The following is a 22376-nucleotide window of genomic DNA, read 5'->3' on the forward strand; positions in this document are numbered from 1 at the left end:
AAAAACTGCTGAAAAAGGAATAAGGAAGATCTGTAAGATTTAGTCTTGTTGCAAGGTAAATACTATCTTGCATTAAAAATAATGAATTAAGTGGAATAGATTTCACTTATACTCATTATCCATATTCATTATATTTGGAGGGACGACTATGAGTACACATTTTGATGTGATTGTTGTTGGAGCAGGATCAATGGGAATGGCTGCAGGGTACCAATTAGCAAAACAAGGAGTCAAAACATTATTGGTGGATGCCTATGATCCGCCGCATACAGAAGGAAGCCATCACGGTGATACTCGTATCATCCGCCATGCTTATGGTGAAGGAAGAGAATATGTTCCTTTTGCACTAAGAGCACAAGAGTTATGGTATGAACTTGAAAATGAAACACACCATAAAATTTTTACGAAAACAGGCGTGCTAGTATTTGGTCCGAAAGGCGAATCTGATTTCGTTGCAGAAACGATGGAAGCAGCAGCGGAACATTCATTGACAGTTGATTTACTTGAAGGCGATGAAATCAATAAGCGTTGGCCAGGAATAACAGTTCCTGAAAATTATAATGCGATTTTTGAACCAAACTCAGGCGTATTGTTCAGTGAAAATTGTATTCGTGCGTATCGCGAGCTAGCTGAAGCGAAAGGTGCAAAAGTTTTAACCTATACACGTGTTGAGGATTTTGAAGTTTCACAGGACATAGTTAAAATCCAAACAGCAAATGGATCTTATACAGCTGATAAATTAATCGTTAGTATGGGAGCTTGGAATAGCAAACTCCTTTCTAAATTAAATCTTGATATCCCATTACAGCCATACCGTCAAGTTGTCGGTTTCTTTGAATCCGATGAATCGAAGTACAGCAATGCTGCTGACTATCCAGGGTTCATGGTTGAAGTCCCAAATGGTATTTATTACGGATTCCCAAGCTTCGGTGGCTGTGGATTGAAAATCGGCTACCATACGTATGGGCAACAAATTGATCCAGATACGATTAACCGTGAATTTGGCGCTTATCCGGAAGATGAAAGTAATCTTCGCGACTTCCTAGGAAAATATATGCCAGAAGCAAATGGAGAATTAAAAAGAGGGGCCGTCTGCATGTACACGAAAACACCAGATGAGCATTTCGTTATCGATACGCACCCTGAACATTCGAACGTCTTTATCGCAGCTGGTTTCTCTGGGCATGGCTTTAAATTTTCAAGTGTAGTCGGTGAAGTGTTAAGTCAATTAGCGACAACTGGTAAAACAGAACATGATATTTCCTTATTCTCAATAAATCGTCCTGCTTTAAAACAAACAACAACAATCTAATTTAGAGATTTTGTATAAAGAAACAAAGTTTAAGTTACTAGCTTACAGCGCTAGAACGATATGTAACAATGTCCAAAAAGCTAGTCACAAATAGTGAGTTATCTGTTTTTCATCGGTATAAACAGAATGATATAAAAGAAAAACTCAAATATAAATGGTAGAAAAGGATAGGTGAATCAGATGGTACAACAAATGACAGATCTTGAAAGAACAAAGATTCTACAAAATGGCGGAAAAAAAGTACAACCTACTTTCTCAAAAGAAGAAATGACACGCCGTAACTCCAATTTACGTCAATATATGGCAAATGCGGGCATTGAAGCAGTGGTCTTTACTTCTTACCATAATATTAACTATTACAGTGATTTCTTATTTACTTCATTCAACCGTAACTATGCGCTTGTTGTGACGCAGGACAAGCATGTAACAGTGAGTGCAAATATCGATGCTGGTATGCCATGGAGACGCAGCTTTGATGAGAACATAGTCTACACAGACTGGAGAAGAGATAACTTCTTATATGCTGTGAAAAAGGTATTATCAGAAGCAGGCTTCAAAGGTGGACGTGTAGGGATTGAAGACGATCACTTAAACTTAAGCTTACGCCGCCAAGTACAAGATGCACTACCAGAAGCGGAGCTTGTTGACGTTTCCCAAGATGTAATGAGACAACGGATGTTTAAATCAGCAGAAGAAATCGATTTGATTACAAATGGTGCTCGTATTGCCGATATCGGTGGAGCTGCAGTTGTAGAAGCGATTCGTGAAGGCGTCCCAGAATACGAAGTGGCTCTTCATGGTACAGAAGCAATGGTACGTGAAATTGCACGCACATACCCACATGCAGAGCTAAGAGACACATGGATTTGGTTCCAATCTGGCATTAACACAGATGGTGCACATAACTGGGCAACTTCCCGCAAATTACAACGCGGCGATATTCTGAGCCTAAATTGTTTCCCAATGATCGCTGGTTACTATACAGCGCTTGAGCGTACATTGTTCTTAGAAGAAGTATCTTCTGATCGTCATCTAGAGCTATGGGAAATCAACTGTAAAGTCCACAGACGTGGTCTTGAATTAATCAAACCAGGTGCAAAATGTATGGACATTGCAGCAGAATTGAATGAAATCTATCGTGAGCACAACCTATTAGCAAACCGTACGTTTGGATATGGTCACTCTTTCGGTGTACTTAGCCATTACTATGGTCGTGAAGCAGGATTAGAGATCCGTGAAGATATCGAAACAGTGCTTGAGCCAGGCATGGTTATATCGATGGAACCAATGATCATGATTCCAGAAGGAGAGCCAGGTGCTGGTGGATATCGTGAGCATGACATCCTTGTAATTGGTGAAAACAACAGCGTAGAAAACATTACTAAATTCCCATTTGGACCAGAGCATAACATCATTAAAAAATAATATAACTGCGCAATAACTTGCGATATGACAACAAGAGTTTCGTCAAATCTTAAAACAAATGAATCAAATTCAACTGTCAAGTGATGAAATACACTTGCAACAGTTAGAAAACGTATAGAGGTGGAAAAATAGTGACTCAACAACTTAAAGACGTAAAATTGTTATGTGAAAAACCTGGAATTCAATTGATTAAGGCCGGAACGTATCAATTACATGAGTTAAGCGAATTAAGAGGTACGCCAGAATTAAAAGGACAAATTCTTGATTTACCTCTAACGGACGTAAAAGAAGAATTAACATTAGGTTATTTCGCTTTGCAACCATCCGTTGATTACTCAGCAGAATTTGACTTTACTGAAGTTAAAATCGTAACAAGAGGAAAAATGGTTGTACGTGATGTTGAAGGGAATAAATATGTTGGTGAAGTAGGAGATGTATTAATCTTCTCACCTAAAACAACTGTTATTTTCGATGGAGAAAGTGACGGGGAAGCAGTTTACTTCAAAAACGTAGCGGCTAATTCTTCTTATTTATAAGACATCCGTCAGATCAAGGTAACTTGGAACATAGGAACTACAGAAAAAAAGAAAGTGATGGGCGATACTTCTCCCCATCACTTTCTTTTTTTTAATCAGCATAATACAAATGAATTCTTGGTCTGATACCATCCACCAAGCATTAGGTGGAAAGATTCCTGTTATAATAATTCGTCTCATATATCGTGAAAAGCAACTCGATAGAATATTTAATTAATCTTCTAAGCTAAAATATCTTATACTGTAATTTTTTTTTAATAAGTTCATTCTAAGCTTCACTCTCTGCTACATGTAATGATCTTTTCTAGGTTTCGTAGCTATTATTCTTTTCATGGTTCTCCACAGATATAATCCGAGTTTCTTCCATATAATTCAACTTCTCCAACTGGTCCTGATCCCATTTTACTTTCACCACTTTTGGGAAAAAGGAGATTAGATATTCCGCCTCTTTTTGACTCAATTCCCTGACTTGAACACGTGTTTGTGCTTCTTCGTGACGAGTTTCTTCTATTATATAGTGCCAATTTCCTTTATCGTGGATTTAGCTGCATATTGTTCGTTAATATATTGATTATATGCTTTGACTTCTGGAAAACCAATATCCCGAAAAGAAAGGAAATGGTTCGTTAAAAAATGGAGCAGCGTTTTGGCGTCCGAACGATACGCTTTACCGTATGCGGAGACAGCTGCTTATCTTGTGGAAAAATCCTGTTCAGTACTTTCTGAGAGAGAAAGATTTCTGTTTTCGTTGAGTAGCTGTCGTTCTTGTAATGTGCCAAGTATTGATCTCTAGTCAAATTATTAAGAATTTTCAAAGATTTAATTTTTATTGCTTTTATACTCAGTATAAAATAACATTATTATGTATAGTAAAGATAATCCTTAATTATCTTTACTTCTATTTTAGAATGGAATGTTCGTTCTGTGTGTGGTTTTCAGTTGCTACATAAATTAATTTTCACTATCTGAGATCCGCTCTCAGACGAAATTACATTTGTTTTATAAGGTTATTGCTCATTCATTCCATTACAAAGCTTTTGCATCATTATTCACAATCATAAGCTAGTAAAAATCCATATTTTCTATCATCCTGCGACACTCTGAAAAAAAGTGTGTGACCGAAAATCAATCATATTGTGAAAAGGTTCATCCATTATTGCCGCACTGTATACAATGTTGCGCGGAGACCTTTTTGTAGCATCCTGACATGAAAGAGGGCCTAAATAAAGAATTTTGGAGTTCTTACTGAACGTGGGATAACAGTTTTTATAGATATTCTACCGAGAAGTTTGTTCAGATATAAAGCTGAGGGTTAGCTTTCTGTTGCTTACTCCACTTCTATCTCGTTAATGCTAAATAAGCAGGAAGGATAATAATATGGCGTGACTGTCGAGGAGGTTTGAGATAAAAGTCAACATACGATGATAATCTTTTGGATACAAATCTTATGAAGTGCATGTGGTACAGACAACTCTCAGGAGAAAATGTACGTTAAAACTACAAACCTTGATAAAAAGTGAATGAAACCCCAATGCGGATTTACAACATTATACTGTTCTTAGATGTAAACATTGCTGAACAAATCAATCAACTTTTAGATGAATGTACCAGGAAAAGAAAAACTGAATAAACTGTTTGTATGATGAAAGGAGGTTAACGACGGATGTCTTCTCACAATTCTTATGAACCAAATTGGCACTATTATCCTCAAACTCAAAGGGAAATCCGCCATCAAGGTAGATCCTTGAGTCAGGACAGTATAAAAGCGCAGGGATCAAGCTTAGGAACACAAGCTCATGGTGGTATGTCCTATCCGTCCCCTTCTCAAGACACTAATAACCATGGATATGGGAATACTCAAGGCTATTCATATTCGTCATATCCGACCAATTCATATACTGGTACATCATCAGATACGCAACATATACTCCAAATCCTGACCAGTCTTGAGAATCAATTGGATCAACTGAGTAAATTGATTGCGCAGAACAATCAATTGTTACAATCTATGCAAAATCAAGAAGATACTAAGTGTGTCCAGGGTGGCGGTGGAACTGTCATTGTACGGATGTAGGACTACTCTGAGATACAAATAAATCTAAAATATATCCATTCCTAACTCAATTTATTAAAAGGGTGGAACCGAAACCGATCTTTCTTTCCTTGAGAACAATCGGTTTTTTAGTATTCATGCCATTCATTGAACTACCATCCACATAATTTTCTATGGAAAATTTGAAGGGGGGGATTCCTACGAACACCAGTGTATCCACTAGTTTTGGAGTAAGCTAACCCCATTGTCCCAACGGTTAGAGAGCATTCTATCTTGTACGTTGTGATACAGATAAGGATTAGTAACTTCGATGCCTGTGGGGCGAAAGAACGTTGAAAATTTTACCTAGCAGACGTTTTTCCTGCTAGAACCCTATATCTTCAGTTTTCAAAGAACAACTAGTACAAGAATATCGCAAAATAAGAGCGAGTGTTCCTCTACAAAAAAAGAGATTCATCTCGCCTAATACCGATAAACCTTGATAGACCAAATATTATTATTGAATCAATAATTAAAAGTGCAAAAAGAGGGTGGCTTTTGATAGTAATCCACCACTTGTTTCTATGGTACTAGCCGTTGCTCTCGCATTAGTGTTGAGTTTTGATAGGCTGGCTATAGCCTCATAATGAAGTGATAGAAAATTCTCAAAAAAAGACTGACTTTTCACAGTCAATCTAAGGGGACGCGAGGTGCTTCCTCACGTCTTGTATATAATATGAAAGTGTTAAGACAAGCGTTACTCCATTTATTGAGTTTAAATAGTTAACTATTCATACATCTCCTTAAAATACAAAAGTAGTCTTGCGGACTATAATCAAGGAAATGAATGTATGATAATAACGAAATCCATAGATTCGACTTATAGTAAGAAGAAGGATATTTAGCCCTAAGGGTGCTCACTATAATTAGTTCTACGCTCGCCTAACTGTTCGGCCGCTTTTCTTGCCTTTTCCTGTTCTGGGTTCGTATATAGCGCGGCTGTTGTTGTTGAAGTGTGACCCAATTGAGTCATTAGTAGATGGATATCTCCTGACTGCTCCATTAAGTTCGTTCCATACGTATGCCTTAATTTGTGTGGCGACATCGATTTATTTGATTTAAAAGCCTTTGTATATTTCTTTACAAGCGCTTCGATCGCCCGGTTAGAAAGGGGAGTTGCTGCATGATTGACCTTAGTCAAAAAGACATAGTCCATATCTTCAGTTGACCCGTTATAACGTTCTGGTCGTATAGCTAGGTAATCTTTAATGTCTTGCATGGATGGAGGAGATACCGCTACAACATCCTTTTTTCCACCTTTACGCAATACGTGTATTTGGTTTCCCTCAAAATCAAGATCCAGTAGCCTTAAGTTAGATAACTCATTTACTCGAATGCCGCTTCCTAAAAATAAAGATAAAATCGCAAAATCCCGTTCCTTATCCCTTGTAAAATAGATCAGTTTTCGAGATGTTTCAGGTAGTTCCTTTTTATAATCATGTTTAACAAAGTCGAGAAATCGAGCATCATCATCATTGTGAAAGATTTTTGTTGAGATTCTAGAAGCACGTGCTCCTAGCGTTTCCTTAACCTTATTTACTTCAATTTTAAGCATAACGTTTCTATAAAAGTAAGGTTCACCTTCATCATTTTCTGTCTGTGTAGTTAAATACTTAAAGAGGGAGCGTAAAGCTGAGATTTTTCGATTAATGGACACTTTTTCGGCTTTTTTTGTTTCTTTTTTATTGATGGGAATATTTCTTCGTTCTAAAAACTTAATAAAAGACCGAGCTTCTACTAGTTTCAAATTTTCCAGCACGGAAAGTGGGATATCTCTAATATGCTCCACTTCTACAAGTCCTTCTGCAATCAACCACTCCAAAAACAATTTATAATCAAGAACATAATTCAAAAGAGTAGAAGGAGATCGGGTATCCATTTTATTATCAACGTACTCAACGATGTAGAAAGGCATGGACATAACCAACTGTTCTAATTTTTGTTCGTGGACTTGATGTTGTCTAGTATTGGCCATATGTCGTCTCCTTTGTAGAAAGTTGTCATTTATGCGTAAAATTCAATTTTTACGAATAGTTATTTACATAATTATTTTATATTAAAGGTTCATTTTATCTGTATGTACCTAAGAAGGGGTAAATAATAATCACATTATTGAACGGGCAATTTAACGTACTCATACATGTCTGGAAATTTACTTTTCATCTCCTCAATAGCCGTATCAGCAGCGTTCTTAGTATCGAAAACATCATCCACAATTAAAGCTTCTTTATTAGAGTTTATATAAAAAACACGTATTTTGTATTTCATATTAAACCCCATTACTGAGCCTTCAGGATTTGTTTTGTATAATCAGTAAAATCGCTAAGATGGTTATCGACGATCTGTTTCAGAATATCTATATTGAGGGTTTGATAATCATGAACAGCAATATTTCGAAATCCAACCATGGCCTTTAGTCGTTTTGCAATACCTTCGTCTATAATAGAGTGGGACTGCAGCATATCAAAAGCATCTCTACTGCTCTGAGGCAAACCTAGGCGCTGTTCGGATACGATATGCATTGCCAAGTCTATAGAGGCCTCACATGCGCGTTGTATATTTAGGATGATAGAATCCTGCTTCGTATAGTCCTTTAAATTTGAGGGTTCATTCGTATATACTTCTTGGATGCGGTTTATGCAACGTTCAATCACACTGATTTTGTTTAGTATCACATCATTTTTCATAAATGGTCCCGCTTTCCTTGATATTTTTTAAGATGTCCTCACGTTCTTCATTCAATTTTGCATACATACTAAGTGCGATCATTTGATGAGTTTTAAGAAGAGTGTCATCTTTTGAATAGATCACAGTACCAGTAGTATAGACTTGTGCCTTAAAAACGGTTGATGCTGTCTCTAGATTAACCAAATCAACTTCTATTTTAAGGTTATCAGCTAATTCTTGAGCTGCTAAAAAAATTTCATATGAAGTAAGTGGTGGCTCTTGGCTGTAGAAAGCTACGTCAATGTCGCTCTCTTTATGTGTAGAGTTTTTAGCATAGGAACCAAAAACAATAATATATGTAGGATTAAATTTGCTTATTAGGAACTCTTGAATTTTTTGAAACATTTCTGTTTTCATAATACACGCTCCCTAATGATTATATACACAGTATACCAAACATTCATTCCTATGTCCAATTGATCGTAAAATGAGTATTTTACGCATAATTAAACTGAATAAATGAAAGGATTACTTCCCTTTCATTTTGACGAGTGACACAAAAGTTTAGACTTTTAAACAGGAATTCTTAAAAATGACATAAAAATTTATACAATATCAAACCCCTTTTCAAATCAAGATTTTTTTTCCTAGGTATAGATAAAAGCGGATTTACAACTTTAGGTTATCCCAATGTTAAAAGCCCAATTTCTCAGTATTACAAACGAGAAATTAGACTTTCTTTATTTCACAATCACGCCCTCTTCTTGAAGATCTATACTAGTAAATAATAACCGATGGAACTTCGATTAAATTCCCTGTTTGTTTAATATGGAATTAAGCTGCAAATATGAATTTCCGGTTGACGGGGGGATTTATCTGATCTCACTTGCCTTGGTTTTAAATAAATGAATGTTATCTATGGATTTCCCAGTTCCAATTGATACACAATCAAGAGGATCCACCGCTATATGGACAGGAATTTTTGTTTTCTTACTAATAACTTTATCCAAATTACGCAGCAAAGCACCGCCACCTGTTAACATGATACCTCTGTCCATTATATCGGCAGCAAGTTCAGGTGGTGTTTCTTCCAATGTGTTTCTTACCGTATCGACGATGGCATAAATAGTATCACTTAATGCAACCTGAATTTCCTCTGCCGGAATTTCAATAGTTTTTGGCAGTCCTGTCAATAGATAGCGGCCCCGAATTTCCATGTTTTTAATGCCGTCCGTATCTCCGGCAGAACCGATTTCCACTTTAATGTTCTCAGCGGTACGTTCTCCAATCATTAAATTATAATTTTTTCGTATATAACTAATGATTGCCCTATCCATTTCATCACCGGCAACCCTTATAGATTGGCTAGTTACTATTCCGCCAAGAGAAACGACTGCTACTTCTGTTGTACCGCCGCCGATATCGACAACCATGCTTCCTGTCGGTTCCCAAACTGGCAAGCCGGCTCCAATTGCCGCAGCAATTGGTTCTTCAATCGGAAAGGCATCGCGTGCTCCTGCTTGTTTAGTTGCTTCAATCACGGCACGCATTTCTACCGTTGTAATTCCAGATGGTACACACACCATTACATGCGGCTTGTTGGCAGATACACTTTGTTTTTGCGCTTCTCTTATGAAATGTTTCAACATCGTTGTCGTTGTTTCATAATCCGCAATGACACCATCTTGTATTGGGCGCACGGCAACCACGTTCCCAGGAGTACGTCCAATCATGTTTCTCGCATCATTACCGACAGCAATAATTTTTTTTGTATCTGTTTCTACAGCAACGACAGAAGGCTCCCGTAAAACAATACCTTTCCCTTTTACAAAAACAAGTGTGTTGGTTGTTCCTAAATCGATTCCAATATCTCTTGTACCTATCCCAAACATCATGGTTTCCCCTTCGTGAAAAAACTGTATTTTCAGAACAATGAATAAATTATATATTACATACCCATTTGTTGTAAAAGATATTGAACAAGTTCTTTATCGGAGGTAGTTGGTAATTAAAATGTTTGTTGATACGCTTCTGTTCCTTTTCTTGCTATAAAAACCCAATCCCCTTCATCCACATGCTCTAACGCTCCTTAATAAAATAATGAATATAAACCAAAAATGTAAATAACTATCACGGTCGTCTTAAAGGTTGGATTGACCGATTCAATGGCGTGGCTTCTAAATACCTCGACCATTATTTGAGTTGGTTTCAATTCTTAGAAATTATTAAGCACCGTAACGATAATACTACGATAAGTAAAATGATTGTGGATAGTTGCTTATTCTCTACTAATGTTACCTGTGATAAGATAAGGCTATCAGTCTTTGACCTTTGAATTTAAACTGCAAACAAGAGGGGCAAATATTTGAATATCAATCAAAAAGCAATTGATTTACTTGAAAAAAATGAATATGAAGATGCATTAATGTTATTTCAAAAAGCAGTATACGAATCAAGAAATGTACAATCTTTAACTAATCTTGCTTGGGTATATTGTTATGAGGAATATGATGACACAAAAGCACTTGGTTTAGTGGAAGAAGCTATAAATATGAATTCTACTTCACATTTTCCATATAATTTATTAGGTGAAATTTATATTAGGCAAGAAAAGTGGAAATACGCAAAAGATATTTTGCTAAAATCAATCTCTATCTTCCCTTCTAAAACTGCTTATAATAATTTAGCCGTTGCTAATTATCATCTTGGTAACATAAAAGATGCTTCAAAATATTTTCTTCTGGCTTCAGAAAACTCTGATTATGCAATGTATAGTCATGTAAAGTGTTTAATTGAATTAGGAAATAGTAGTGATGCAAAACTTAAACTTGATACATTTGCTGAAAATGACGATGAGTTTGTCGGTGAAGTTGATGTTGCGGATTTATATGTAGAATTGGGTTGTTATAAAGAAGCTATAAGATGGTTTGAAAAGGGTTGGAATGTTTATTGGAAACAACCTAATTGGATTAGTCGATATGCTTATTCAATGTTGAAATTAAATAATACAACTCGTTCTCATGAAATACTGAATGAAGTGATCCATCAAAAAATAGAAGAAATTAAAGAAGCATATGAAGATGAATGTGATGAAAATTGGTCAGAAAACGATAAAGAAGCCAACATTAAAGAGTTACTTGATGAAAAGACAGAGTATGAACAAATGTATGAACAATTCTCGTCTGGTTATATTCCCATTATGAAATTTGACACATCTATCCAGACAGCATGTTATCTATTTGGTTGCACACGCCATAATCATGCTGAGTATCAACCATAATACATTATAGAAAAAGAACAGGGGTTTCCAATAGGAAGTCCCTTTCTTTTACACGAATATCAACAATATTAACTAACAGAGCCATTTTTTTAAGAAACAACATATATAGTTTTAAATAAAAAAACTGTCGAGGAGAGAAAAATCAGATAAACAAACTAGGTACTTGCTACTTAGCTTGTTTATTCGACTGAGTAATAGAAGCAACTCCATTTGAATTCGATAGTTGGCATTCAATATAATCGACTGATTTTATAATGTAAGTGATTCATACCATTTATGAAAAAAAGCACGATAAATTGTTATTTATAAGTTCTTTACAACAAAAGGGCACGATTATCTAGCAATTCTTAATAAACTGGCCATGAGCTAATAGACTCATGGCCAGTTTATTAATCAGACTTTAATCATTGAGTATTGGTATACTATTTAACATGCTTTTTAAGTTAATAGCATCCCATGGTATATGCTCAGTTATTCCTAATTCAACCACCTCTGTTTGATTCGATACATCTTGTATTAAACGAGTGAGCTGAGGAAAATTCATTTTTCCAGAAGGGGCATCAATTTCCTCTTCTGCATAAGGGTTAGCAAAAAGCGACGACCTAAAAATGCTCGGATCAAGTACATCTAAATCTAAATGGATAGCCAAATACTTAATGTTATTTTCTTTTACCCAATCCAATACTGGTTTGCTATTTGTTTCTAACTCTTCTGTACAGGCTGTTTTAATGCCCATTCTCTGAATAAATTCAGCTTCATGGATAGCTGTTGCTTCTAAGCCAGCAAACATTACCTTTTGGGGATCGAATGGCGTTTTTACTTGACTTGCAAACTCTTGATCTCCTTCCGCTAAGAGGTTACCTAACACCATAGCATGAGCATTCTGAAAATGTTTTGGCGTTGTAACATCAGGATGAGCATCTATCCATAATAACCCTAAATCACCGTTATACCGTTCATTCAAGTATGCAAGTGGAGCTTGATTAACTAGGCAATCTCCACCAAACATAACAATACGATCTGGCTTATGAGCTTGAATGATATGATTAGCGGCTTCTAATTGTTCAAGAAGTTGACTCCTTGCCACAATTCCTTTCTCTTCAGTTACTGTGCTAATTTGACTTACCTGGACCCTCACAATGGGTTGTTTATTTTCCGGAGCCAGCCAAGCCAAAAGTTCTGCCCCTAATGAATAGTTCGGATTAGCTCCACCTTGCCATTGGGGGAACAATAATCTTAACGTATTTTTTTGTTTATTATTACTCATATGATCTACTCCTTTCATGGTTTAAATCATAGAGTCTATACAAACTATAGGGTCAATCATTTTCTATCTTCTTAATTCTAAGTTCTGTTATAAAGTCATCTTCTTCATAAGAAAGATATTTGTTAGGCAAAGAAACTTCGTAAACTGGACCTTCGGTAATGATGTTATTTTTTATGATGTAATCATATAACATCTGGTAATGCTGAAAATAATTAGACTTGGACCACTTAAAACAAATGCACACATAAATCCCACTAGAAATGTATTCTTTAGTCATATTAGGTTGTGGCTTATTAGGTAATTCTTCGTCTCCAAACAACGTTGTATAGATACTTGAATAAAAAATCTGGCAAGTATCTTTGTAATCTTTAAATCCATAAACACACCCATAAAAATTATCAACAATACTACCTTCTTTTGTTTCTAATAAGAGCGCTAAGTCACGCATGTATATATCTGGGTTGCCGTAAGGCGTAAGGTCTTTAGTATATACGTGTAACTGACCTTGCCCTTCTACAAATCGAGTAAACACTTGTCCCAACGGTTTATTTGCTAACATATTTTGCTCTTTTATTTGAAGTTTACGTTTGTAAAGTAAGTTCTTAGCTTGCCGTAGTTGTCTCATTTTCTCCTCAATCCTAAGTTCCTGTTCTTCTAAAAAAGGTAACATTTGCGTAGCGTCTTTTGTCAGTACTTCCTTAATCAGGCCCAGAGGTGTATCTATGTATTTTAGATACTTAATAATATCCAGATAAAAGAACTGTTTCTCATGATAGTACCTGTAATTGCTTGTCGGATCTACAGAAACGGGTTTAAACAAATCGATTTTGTCGTAATATCGCAGCGTCTGAATAGAAATGTTATTTAATTTAGCAACTTCCCCTATTGAATAAAGCTTTTTGCTCATATAAAATTCTCCTCTAAATTATCTTAATCAACACATATTTATTTCACAGATATAGATGAGGTTAAGCGTTGACTCTATAGTTACTATAGGGTTTATTATTTCCTTATTCAAGGATTTCCTTACACCTTCCCACTGCATGAAGAAATTAAGAATGAACGACTTATACTCATTTGAGGAAATAATTGGAGGATATTGCTTTATGGAAGGGGGAATTGCAAGCGCTGTCCAAAAAACATAATAAAACGTTCATAATAAAAAATAAGGGGTAACTAACAAATGGATCATAAAAAGACTGCACATTTAATTATAAATGGTGTCGGAGGGAAAGAGAATATCCACAGCCTTCTTCATTGTGCAACGAGATTACGTTTTAACTTGAACGACGAAAGCAAAGTGAATAAACATGATTTGAATAAGATTCCAGAGGTAATTAGTGTTGTAAATAGTGGTGGACAAAACCAAATAGTTATCGGGCAAGAAGTTGCAAACGTTTACGATGAAATAATGAAACAGACAGACAAAGAATTTAAGGAGAAGAAACAACCGAAAAACTCTAATGATGCCAATAAAACGTTAATCTCTCGTTTGTTTGAATTGATTTCTGGAACTTTCTCGCCTTTATTACCTGCCCTGATTGGATCTGGGATGATTAAAGCGATATTGATTGTTTTAACCACTCTTGGTTGGATGTCTAATGAAGGTGGAACATATGCCGTTTTATCTGCTGCAGGCAATGCGGTATTTTATTTTCTCCCTATTTTAATTGGTATTACCGCTTCTTCTAAAATAGGTGCTAATTCTTACATTGGAGGGGTTATCGGAGCTGCATTATTAGAGCCTAATTTCACAGCGTTGTTGACATCAGAAACTAGTCACGAATTTCTAGGCATCCCTATTGTACTCTTTAATTATTCAACTTCAGTTTTCCCTACTTTTATAGCGGTCATCATCTTCTATTATATCGAGAAGGTATTAAAACGCTATACGCCAAAGACTTTGGCAATGATTCTAGTCCCTACACTATCTATCATTATCATTGTTCCGCTAACTATTTTAATTTTTGGTCCCTTTGGAACTTATGTAGGAAATGGAATTGCATGGGTTATTGCTTATTTCAATGACCTTAGTTCTCTCCTTTTTGGAGCTGTTTTAGGAGCAACATATTTTCTCTTAGTTATTTTAGGATTACACTGGGCACTCGTTCCTATTATGCTCTCTAACATTGCAATGGGCGGTGACCCCATTATCGCTGTCTCCGGCGCAACTAACTTCGCTATGTTTGGAATAGCGTTAGGAATTATGTTGAGAACAAAAGACAAAAACATTAAGGGTATTGCTGGATCTGCTACACTCTCAGGGTTGCTAGCCGGAGTATCTGAGCCGATTTTGTACGGTTTGATACTTAGATATAGAAGAACTTTACCAATCTTAGTACTAACTGGTGCTATTGGTGGGGCGATCATCGGTATGGGTGGTTCAACAACATCCGGTTTTATGTTGTCTAACGTATTATCCATTGGTGCTTTTACACCATTAATGCCTTACGTTATTGGTATAGTAGCTTCATTTATATTAGCACTTCTTTTTGTTTGGTTATTCGGATACGAGAATAAAAATATTAAAAAGGATACAGACTCAAACCAGACCGGTAATCCTACAATTATTAAAAGTCCCTTAGCTGGAGAAATAGTTGAACTAGCCAAAGTGAATGATTCGGTATTTTCTTCCGGAGCGATGGGTCCTGGCTTGGCTATTAAGCCTAAAGAAATGGACCTAGTGTCTCCGGTAGACGGTGAGGTCATTATGATCTTTGAGACAGGTCATGCAGTAGGTATTCGTTCAAACGAAGGCATTGAGATTCTTTTGCATATTGGAATAAATACTGTCGAACTTAATGGAGAGCATTTCATCAAAAATGTTACGCAGGGTCAAAAGATTAAGTCTGGTGACATTCTCATAAGATTTGATCGAGAAAGTATACTCAACAAGGGTTACGATATAACCACCCCAATAATTATCACAAACAGTACTGGCTATAATATTTCCCTTCTGTATTCATCTAATCAAACAGATCTAGGGGCAGAAATTATGAAAATAGAAAAGAGTGAATATCAATGAATAATAATAGTCTAACATTCCCTTCTAACTTTTTATGGGGGGGCGCACTTTCTGCAAATCAGGTAGAAGGCGCATATTTAGAAGATGGAAAAGGATTGTCTGTTGCAGACGTCTTACCAGAAGGAATACTCGGGAGAATTGTATCCCCTCCAGATAGAGAATATCTAAAGCATAAGGCTTCTGATTTTTACAACCGATATAAAGAGGATATAGCCCTGTTTGCAGAGATGGGATTTAAATGCCTAAGGGTATCTATAGCATGGACTAGAATCTTCCCAAACGGGGATGAATCAGAACCGAATGAAGATGGATTAAGATTTTATGACTCTTTATTCAGCGAGTTAAAAAGACATAATATTGAACCCCTAGTAACACTATCACACTATGAGATGCCTATGTATTTAGTTGAAGAATACGGTGGATGGATCAGTCGTTCAGTCATAGGTTTCTTTGAGAACTTTGTTAAGACTGTATTTAATAGATACAAAGATGTTGTGAAATATTGGATTACATTTAATGAGATTAACATGATACTTCATGCTCCATTTATAGCAGCAGGTATTAGACCTGACAAAGTTGAAATAACGAATCAGCTTCTTTATCAAGCTATACATCATCAATTCGTGGCAAGTGCAAAAGCCGTCAAATTATGTCATGAAATCATTGATGGAGCAAAATTAGGTTGTATGATTGCAGGTTTAGCCGTTTATCCACTTACACCAAGACCAGATGATTCTCTTGAAGTTATAAAAAGGGAACGAGAATCTTATTTCTTTTCTGATGTACAAGCAAGGGGTTACTATCCGAGTTACATGAATCGTTTTTTTAGGGAGAATAACATCATTATCACTATGGAGGAAGAGGATAAAGAAATATTAAAACACACTGTTGACTTTGTTTCATTTAGTTACTACATGAGTGGTTGTGCTACTTCTAGGGATGATATAGAAGAGCAAGAAGCGAATATTTTTAAAACCATACCGAATCCACATCTCAAATCTTCTGAATGGGGATGGCAAATTGATGCAAAAGGTTTACGCATTACACTCAACCACTTATATGATCGTTATCAGAAACCTCTATTCATTGTTGAAAATGGCCTAGGTGCGAATGATGAGGTTGTTGATGGTCAAATTCACGATGGCTATCGCATTGATTATATAAAGGAACATTTAATACAAGTTGGCGAGGCTTTGCTAGACGGTGTATATTTAATGGGTTATACAAGTTGGGGGCCTTTGGACTTGGTCAGTCAATCAACTGGTGAATTTCGAAAGAGATATGGTTTTATTTTTGTGGATAAATATGATGATTTAACGGGAACCTATAATCGAATAAAGAAAGATAGTTTCTATTGGTATAAGAGCGTTATTCAAAGCAATGGTCGTATTCTATATCCAGATTGTTAATGTATGTAAAAAAGCCAGGATCTTGATTCCTGGCTTTTTATCAATCTGTCCCACATTTTTAACATCTTCAACAATCAATGATCCGTTTGTTGAAGATGTGCAACCTATTTATTCATCCCTATGTATTCCTTTTTGCTTATCGGCAGATACTACTTTTTTGACGAGTTTCTTCTATATCTGAACAATATTGTTGAACAGGATCACCGTTTCATTAAGAAACGAGTACGCCCCATGCTGGGATTCAAGTCCTTTCAAACAGCTACTTCTATATTGAGTGGCATCGAAGCCATGCATATGATGAAACGAGGACAGCTTCACCAACGGTTGCAGTCTGTCCAAAATGAAGTCAAATTCATACATAAGTTGTTTGGAATGGCATCATAATCTGTCATTGAACAGGTCATATAGATTCTATACCTCCATCAAATAGTTTTTGCACCAGAACCTTCTCGTTTAATTATTGATAAAATGTTCGATTGTTCCACTTCATGGTATTGTTGCATGTTAATATCATGTAAACCTCTTTTTTGCAAGCCAAGCACTGCCAAGCACGCCAGCATCATTACCTAATGTGGCAATAGCTAGCTCTACACCTTGTGCCACTCTCGGAAAAGCAAAACGGGTAAATTGCTCTTTCAACGGTGCCAACAGTGCTTCTCCAGCTTTAGAAACACCGCCACCGATGACAATTTTCTCAGGATTTAAGCCGTTTGCCACATTCGCTAGCGCTAAACCTAAATGAAAGGCGACGTAATCAATCACTCTTTTAGCCAATTCATCACCTTCATTCGCTGCATTAAACACTAGTTTGGATGATAAGGTTTGATGTTCATTGTAAAAGTCCCTCAATTTACTAGGTATATGGGTGGAAGATAACTCTTCAATGGTTAAACGGACAATGCCTGTAGCAGAGGCTACGGTTTCAAGACATCCTGTTTTTCCACAATTACAAAGTACTCCCCCTTCCACAATAGAGGTGATATGACCAATTTCACCACCTGCTCCATTTACACCATGTATAACTTCACCATTGGCGATGATTCCACCCCCAACACCTGTCCCTAACGTTACAAATAATAACTCTTTTGCTCCTTCTCCAGCCCCTTTCCACATCTCTCCAATCGCTGCCACATTTGCATCATTATCAACAATCACGGGTAAGGATGTTTCCATTTCAAGACGATCTTTCAAATGGAAGTTTTCCCACCCTAAGTTAACCGCCACATCAATAGAACCCTTTCTCAAATTAACAGGACCCGGAGCTCCAATTCCAATCCCAATTAACTTACTTTTGCGTTGCCCCAATTCATCCAAAATTTGATCAACCGATTTAGCTATATCAGTTGGGATATGTTGCGCTTTTTCACTTTTGTTTGTTGGGATTTCCCATTTATGAATCATCTCGCCATTTTGATTGATAAACGCCATTTTTATAGTAGTACCACCAATATCAACGCCCACTAACCATTTTTCATACATCATCATTCATCCTTTTCCCTTTAGTTAAATGTTTCAGTTGTCGTTTTCTTTAGGTCTTTGTATGTTATAATTCCTTTCCACACGCCCGCAAGGTGACACAGGAGTCTTAGAGAAAGAAAAAAGGCCGCAAAGCTCTCTTCAAAGCGCTTTGCAGCTTTTTTTGCCTCTTGTGTAGCTTTTTCATGCTGAACACGCACTTATTTAGAATAATAGCACCTGTATATCTAAGTTGAATAAGTTTCTTGTCCTTTCTATTATAGGTTCACTACCTCACGATTCTCCTCTTTACTCCCTTTTTTTTCATTAGGCAATGTAAGGAATTTAGTCATAACAGCACCTGCTAAGTATAAAATGACGAAAATCCACATGATCCCACCTACACCTATACTACCAATAAAAATACCAACAAGAGCAGGCGCTACAAAATGTGATAATCCTGAACCTAAGTTTAGAACGGACATTGCTGCTCCTTTATCTCGTGGAGCTAACGAAGGTACTAAAGCTGAAAGGGGAACATACCCAGCTAAAGTTGCTCCAGAAAAAGCCATTGCCAATAACATCATGAAATAGTTATGTCCGAATAACTGTGGTGTGTAATAAATAGCTAACACAGCGAGAGCACTCCCTACACCACCAAACCAAGAAATAGTAGTTCTCCAGCCGATTTTGTCACTTAATGTTCCAAATACTAAATTACAAATAATAGCTACAGTAAATAAAGATCCATACAACTTAAGCCATTCACTCGTTGAAAAACCATACTCCGCAAGGTATGTGGGTAAGAAAATGACAAAACCACCTATACCAATACCATTAATTACTTTTACAACCCCACCTAATGCAACCTTTGGATTTGTGTACATGATGGTAATTCCCTTAAGTACTTCCTCTTTTTTATTACCGCTACTTATTTGAGTTAGATCAAACTTATCTCTATTAACTACCAGTGCTAATATCCCGCCGATTGTCACGAAAATCATGGAAGTCCATAGTAAATGAATTTCACCAATCTTAGGAATCATCATTCCTGAGTAAAAAGGTCCAATCACGCTCATTCCAAGCGAGAATACAAAATAGAACCATCCAATTGCTGCTGCCATTTTAGCTTGAGGAGCACGATATGAAATCCAAGTTAAAAAGCCAAAAGCAAATAATGGGTATCCGAATCCTCTTATTGCATAAGCGATTAACATAACAGGATAATTCAATGGGATGATTCCTAGACTGATAAATATGATGGATCCGATCACAAACATCCCAAAACCCATCAACATTGTCTTTTTAGGTCCCAATGTCTGAACAAACACACCTGATAACCATGATGCAATCGCTGCGGCAATTCCAAATACAGATAACATCAGCGACGCGCTTTCTATTGAAAGTCCCCTCTCCATCATATATGGAGAAATCCATCCTTGTTCCAATCCCTCGCCAATCATAAAAATGATAATGCCAATATACCCCCATACCAAATTGGATGGAATCCCTATTTTATCTAATATGTTTTGTTTTCCAGCTACACTGTTCATGTTTACACCGCCCATTTGTAATCGTTGATTTTTTCATCTTTAGGAGTCGTTTTGATCCCATATCCCCTGTCTCGTATCCTTCAATGTCGATGACAATTACTTCATACGAAGATTCGTTAAACGCTTTCATTAATGTACCAAAAAACTATGGTTCTTCAGAGATTGGAGCGAACGACCAATCTCTGAAGGGATTCAACATTAACAAACGGGTACTTTTTTTGTTTTTAACGCATCGATGATCATTTTAAAGATTACTAAATCATTTTTAGAGTCTTCAGGAGTCGTTTTGATTTCACCGTCTCCTGTAAGTGCTTCATAGAAATTCTCAAGTTCGATGGTATACGGATCTTTATAAGTAGGACGAATGACCGTTTCTTTAAACGCACCATCTACTGTTTCATTCACAATAAATTTAATCGGTAAACCCTTAATATACGGTGTATCATACTCTACTCGCACGGACTTTGTTTCTCCGTATATTTCTAAGTGGGCATCAAATCTTCCTTGTTGGTCAATCCCTGTTTCGTAACTCACATTAAAGTTCTCGTATTCAAACAGTGTATTTAAGAACCTCCCTTTCACACCAGCACCAATAACAGATTGAGGCATCCCTAAAGCTTCTCGCATTACTGAAAGATCATGACTGCCTAAACCACCTAGTAATCGGTACACAAATGTTAGTTGTTCATCTACGTCACCAATTGCGTCTGTTACTAATTTTTTAGCACGCTCTTGCTTATCGACAATCGCTGCTTCTGGAATATCCATAAATCTCTTTGGATTCGCACCAGATTGATTGACAAAGAATTCATTTGGACCAATGATGTCTCGTACTCGAGCATATAACACCTTGTCCAATCCACCGATTTCCTTCACTGCAGCTTCAAATGCAGGTGCATACCTTCTCATGTATCCAACCATAATTTTGATATTATTCTTGTTTTTCGCTTCAATAATGGCATCTGCATCTTCCATTGTCAGGGCCATTGGTTTTTCAATCAAGACATGCTTTCCTTCGTTTGCTGCATCAATAGCAACTTCTGCATGATACTCATCACTGTTTAAAACAAACACTACGTCTAAGTTGGATTGTTTCACCAATTCTTTCGCATCCGTATATAAGTTTTCTACTTCGTATTTCTTACCGTTGTATGCCAAGGATTCTTCTGAGACATCACATAGTGCAGTAATACGAAACTTATCAGGCATGGACGCCAAAATTGGTAAATGGATAACTTGTGCTACTTCCCCTGTTCCAACGATTCCAACGTTTAATACTTTACTCATCATACCTCTTCCTCTCTATTCATTATGTTTTTATTTATAAGCAGGATGATGCAGCGGATTAAGCCCACCACATTTCACTTGCTTGTTCCCGAATCATAATCGATTGCATATTATCAACAGCCCGCTTAAATCCTTCCTCAACAGACATTAAGCCATCTTCATGCTCGATACTGACAACATAGTCATATCCATATAGCCGTAAGGCACTTAAGATATTGGACCATTCTTCTATTCCGTGACCACAGCCCACTGCACGGAATGTCCATGCTCTTGTTTGTAAGGTTGTATAAGGTTGCATATCTGTTAAACCATACATGTTGATATTATCTTGGTCTAAATAAATATCTTTAGCATGAAAATGATGAATCGCCTGTTCTTTTCCTAAAATTTTAATCGCTCCTACAGGATCAATCCCTTGCCACCACAGATGGCTTGGATCGAGGTTAGCCCCTACTGCCTCACAAGTTAATTCGCGAAGCTTTAACAAGGTATATGGGGAATGAACTAAAAATCCTCCGTGCAATTCTAAACCGATTTTCACATTAAGATCCTGAGCAAATTTTCCCCATTTTTTCCAATATAGAACTAACTTTTCTTCCCATTGCCATTGTAAAATATCGTTATACTCAGGCGGCCATGCGACAACCGGCCAGTTTGGATATTTAGCACCCTCGTGATCCCCAGGAGTTCCAGAAAAGCAGTTCACTACCGGAACACCTAGTAATGAAGCTAATCTCACTGTCTTCACAAATGTTTCGTGCTACTCTGTTGCAAAATTTTTGTCTGGAGAAAGTGGGTTGCCATGGCAACTTAATGCACTCACTTGTAGTCCTCTAGAATGAATCGCATTCATATACTCATTTCTTTTTGGTTCGCTCACTAACAGCTCATCAAGTGGACAATGTGCATTCCCAGGATAGTTCCCTGTTCCAATCTCAATCGTATCCAACCCAGCCCGTTGTACAGTATCTAACATATCTTCAAAAGACTGATTGGAAAATAAAACCGTAAATACTCCTAGCTTCATGTAGGTTGCCCCTTTCGTATGCAACTCTTTGTACCTTTTAA

The 22376-nt window shown here is 36.8% G+C and carries 17 protein-coding genes and 3 pseudogenes; 9 read left to right on the forward strand and 11 right to left on the reverse strand.

From position 1 onward, the window contains the following. The first annotated feature begins 148 nt into the window (after nucleotides 1–148). The 4 genes from solA to ACIQZI_RS20480 all read left to right on the forward strand — a co-directional run bounded on the left by solA (nucleotide 149) and on the right by ACIQZI_RS20480 (nucleotide 5347). Complete coding sequence (solA, locus tag ACIQZI_RS20465; protein WP_403076680.1) at nucleotides 149–1312, forward strand: N-methyl-L-tryptophan oxidase; 1164 nt, start codon at nucleotides 149–151, stop codon at nucleotides 1310–1312. Nucleotides 1313–1492: 180 nt separating this feature from the next. Then, nucleotides 1493–2737 carry a M24 family metallopeptidase gene (locus ACIQZI_RS20470; RefSeq protein ID WP_403076682.1) on the forward strand — a complete coding sequence of 415 codons (1245 nt, stop codon included), beginning with the start codon at nucleotides 1493–1495 and terminating at the stop codon, nucleotides 2735–2737. A 131-nt stretch (nucleotides 2738–2868) separates the two neighbouring features. After that, complete coding sequence (locus ACIQZI_RS20475; RefSeq protein WP_403076685.1) at nucleotides 2869–3273, forward strand: cupin domain-containing protein; 405 nt, start codon at nucleotides 2869–2871, stop codon at nucleotides 3271–3273. 1663 nt (nucleotides 3274–4936) lie between these two features. Continuing rightward, the gene (locus ACIQZI_RS20480; protein WP_403076688.1) at nucleotides 4937–5347 is read left to right on the forward strand and encodes a hypothetical protein; all 411 of its coding nucleotides are present in this window, start codon (nucleotides 4937–4939) and stop codon (nucleotides 5345–5347) included. An 865-nt stretch (nucleotides 5348–6212) separates the two neighbouring features. Here the strand turns inward: ACIQZI_RS20480 and xerS are convergent. The 5 genes from xerS to ACIQZI_RS20505 form a co-directional block, all read right to left on the reverse strand. After that, nucleotides 6213–7340 carry a tyrosine recombinase XerS gene (gene xerS / locus ACIQZI_RS20485; protein ID WP_062187890.1) on the reverse strand — a complete coding sequence of 376 codons (1128 nt, stop codon included), beginning with the start codon at nucleotides 7338–7340 and terminating at the stop codon, nucleotides 6213–6215. A 134-nt stretch (nucleotides 7341–7474) separates the two neighbouring features. Continuing rightward, nucleotides 7475–7633: a hypothetical protein gene (locus ACIQZI_RS20490; protein ID WP_403076691.1), complete on the reverse strand. Its 159-nt coding sequence runs from the start codon at nucleotides 7631–7633 to the stop codon at nucleotides 7475–7477. A gap of 11 nt (nucleotides 7634–7644) precedes the next feature. After that, the gene (gene hepT, locus ACIQZI_RS20495; RefSeq protein WP_403076693.1) at nucleotides 7645–8052 is read right to left on the reverse strand and encodes a type VII toxin-antitoxin system HepT family RNase toxin; all 408 of its coding nucleotides are present in this window, start codon (nucleotides 8050–8052) and stop codon (nucleotides 7645–7647) included. Further along, entirely contained in the window at nucleotides 8042–8449 is a 408-nt protein-coding gene (mntA, locus tag ACIQZI_RS20500) for a type VII toxin-antitoxin system MntA family adenylyltransferase antitoxin (RefSeq protein ID WP_403076696.1), read from the reverse strand. The genes hepT and mntA overlap by 11 nt, the downstream gene beginning before the upstream one ends. Before the next feature lie 455 nt (nucleotides 8450–8904). Continuing rightward, nucleotides 8905–9924, reverse strand: coding sequence for a rod shape-determining protein (locus tag ACIQZI_RS20505; RefSeq protein WP_403076819.1), 1020 nt, complete (start codon nucleotides 9922–9924; stop codon nucleotides 8905–8907). 221 nt (nucleotides 9925–10145) lie between these two features. Between ACIQZI_RS20505 and ACIQZI_RS20510 the strand changes: the two are divergent. Together ACIQZI_RS20510 and ACIQZI_RS20515 are read left to right on the forward strand one after the other, a co-directional pair. Further along, nucleotides 10146–10367, forward strand: a pseudogene (locus tag ACIQZI_RS20510) (IS1595 family transposase); the annotation flags it as partial. Between the two features lie 30 nt (nucleotides 10368–10397). Further along, a complete protein-coding gene (locus ACIQZI_RS20515; protein ID WP_403076699.1) occupies nucleotides 10398–11312 on the forward strand; it encodes a tetratricopeptide repeat protein in 915 nt (304 codons plus the stop codon). A gap of 400 nt (nucleotides 11313–11712) precedes the next feature. Here ACIQZI_RS20515 and ACIQZI_RS20520 read toward each other — a convergent pair whose 3' ends face one another. Together ACIQZI_RS20520 and ACIQZI_RS20525 are read right to left on the reverse strand one after the other, a co-directional pair. Continuing rightward, on the reverse strand, nucleotides 11713–12579 hold the full coding sequence (locus ACIQZI_RS20520; RefSeq protein ID WP_403076702.1) for an arginase family protein: 867 nt from the start codon (nucleotides 12577–12579) through the stop codon (nucleotides 11713–11715). 52 nt (nucleotides 12580–12631) lie between these two features. Further along, nucleotides 12632–13486, reverse strand: coding sequence for a MerR family transcriptional regulator (locus ACIQZI_RS20525; RefSeq protein ID WP_403076705.1), 855 nt, complete (start codon nucleotides 13484–13486; stop codon nucleotides 12632–12634). Nucleotides 13487–13762: 276 nt separating this feature from the next. Between ACIQZI_RS20525 and ACIQZI_RS20530 the strand changes: the two genes are divergently transcribed. The 3 genes and pseudogenes from ACIQZI_RS20530 to ACIQZI_RS20540 form a co-directional block, all read left to right on the forward strand. Next, on the forward strand, nucleotides 13763–15604 hold the full coding sequence (locus ACIQZI_RS20530) for a beta-glucoside-specific PTS transporter subunit IIABC (protein ID WP_403076709.1): 1842 nt from the start codon (nucleotides 13763–13765) through the stop codon (nucleotides 15602–15604). Continuing rightward, a complete protein-coding gene (gene ascB, locus ACIQZI_RS20535; protein ID WP_403076712.1) occupies nucleotides 15601–17013 on the forward strand; it encodes a 6-phospho-beta-glucosidase in 1413 nt (470 codons plus the stop codon). Before ACIQZI_RS20530 ends, ascB begins: the two co-directional genes overlap by 4 nt. 174 nt (nucleotides 17014–17187) lie before the next feature. After that, nucleotides 17188–17397: pseudogene (locus ACIQZI_RS20540) on the forward strand (DDE-type integrase/transposase/recombinase); the annotation flags it as partial. A 126-nt stretch (nucleotides 17398–17523) separates the two neighbouring features. Here ACIQZI_RS20540 and ACIQZI_RS20545 read toward each other — a convergent pair. The 4 genes and pseudogenes from ACIQZI_RS20545 to ACIQZI_RS20560 form a co-directional block, all read right to left on the reverse strand. After that, nucleotides 17524–18492 carry an ROK family glucokinase gene (locus ACIQZI_RS20545; protein ID WP_403076822.1) on the reverse strand — a complete coding sequence of 323 codons (969 nt, stop codon included), beginning with the start codon at nucleotides 18490–18492 and terminating at the stop codon, nucleotides 17524–17526. A gap of 254 nt (nucleotides 18493–18746) precedes the next feature. Next, entirely contained in the window at nucleotides 18747–20021 is a 1275-nt protein-coding gene (locus ACIQZI_RS20550; protein WP_403076715.1) for an MFS transporter, read from the reverse strand. Between the two features lie 198 nt (nucleotides 20022–20219). Then, nucleotides 20220–21311 carry a Gfo/Idh/MocA family oxidoreductase gene (locus tag ACIQZI_RS20555; protein ID WP_403076718.1) on the reverse strand — a complete coding sequence of 364 codons (1092 nt, stop codon included), beginning with the start codon at nucleotides 21309–21311 and terminating at the stop codon, nucleotides 20220–20222. A gap of 55 nt (nucleotides 21312–21366) precedes the next feature. Then, nucleotides 21367–22335: pseudogene (locus ACIQZI_RS20560) on the reverse strand (sugar phosphate isomerase/epimerase family protein). Nucleotides 22336–22376 lie beyond the last annotated feature (41 nt).

This window comes from Peribacillus sp. NPDC096379, from assembly GCF_044762875.1.
GTDB lineage: Bacteria > Bacillota > Bacilli > Bacillales > DSM-1321 > Peribacillus.

Bases quoted from the DNA above. Each gene is read 5' to 3' on its own strand.
- ACIQZI_RS20525 (WP_403076705.1), bottom strand. From the start codon at position 13,486: ATGAGCAAAAAGCTTTATTCAATAGGGGAAGTTGCTAAATTAAATAAC.
- ACIQZI_RS20505 (WP_403076819.1), bottom strand. From the start codon at position 9,924: ATGTTTGGGATAGGTACAAGAGATATTGGAATCGATTTAGGAACAACC.
- ACIQZI_RS20520 (WP_403076702.1), bottom strand. From the start codon at position 12,579: ATGAGTAATAATAAACAAAAAAATACGTTAAGATTATTGTTCCCCCAA.
- ACIQZI_RS20480 (WP_403076688.1), top strand. From the start codon at position 4,937: ATGTCTTCTCACAATTCTTATGAACCAAATTGGCACTATTATCCTCAA.
- ACIQZI_RS20550 (WP_403076715.1), bottom strand. From the start codon at position 20,021: ATGAACAGTGTAGCTGGAAAACAAAACATATTAGATAAAATAGGGATT.
- solA (WP_403076680.1), top strand. From the start codon at position 149: ATGAGTACACATTTTGATGTGATTGTTGTTGGAGCAGGATCAATGGGA.
- ACIQZI_RS20470 (WP_403076682.1), top strand. From the start codon at position 1,493: ATGGTACAACAAATGACAGATCTTGAAAGAACAAAGATTCTACAAAAT.
- xerS (WP_062187890.1), bottom strand. From the start codon at position 7,340: ATGGCCAATACTAGACAACATCAAGTCCACGAACAAAAATTAGAACAG.
- mntA (WP_403076696.1), bottom strand. From the start codon at position 8,449: ATGAAAACAGAAATGTTTCAAAAAATTCAAGAGTTCCTAATAAGCAAA.
- hepT (WP_403076693.1), bottom strand. From the start codon at position 8,052: ATGAAAAATGATGTGATACTAAACAAAATCAGTGTGATTGAACGTTGC.
- ACIQZI_RS20490 (WP_403076691.1), bottom strand. From the start codon at position 7,633: ATGAAATACAAAATACGTGTTTTTTATATAAACTCTAATAAAGAAGCT.
- ACIQZI_RS20530 (WP_403076709.1), top strand. From the start codon at position 13,763: ATGGATCATAAAAAGACTGCACATTTAATTATAAATGGTGTCGGAGGG.
- ACIQZI_RS20545 (WP_403076822.1), bottom strand. From the start codon at position 18,492: ATGTATGAAAAATGGTTAGTGGGCGTTGATATTGGTGGTACTACTATA.
- ascB (WP_403076712.1), top strand. From the start codon at position 15,601: ATGAATAATAATAGTCTAACATTCCCTTCTAACTTTTTATGGGGGGGC.
- ACIQZI_RS20555 (WP_403076718.1), bottom strand. From the start codon at position 21,311: ATGATGAGTAAAGTATTAAACGTTGGAATCGTTGGAACAGGGGAAGTA.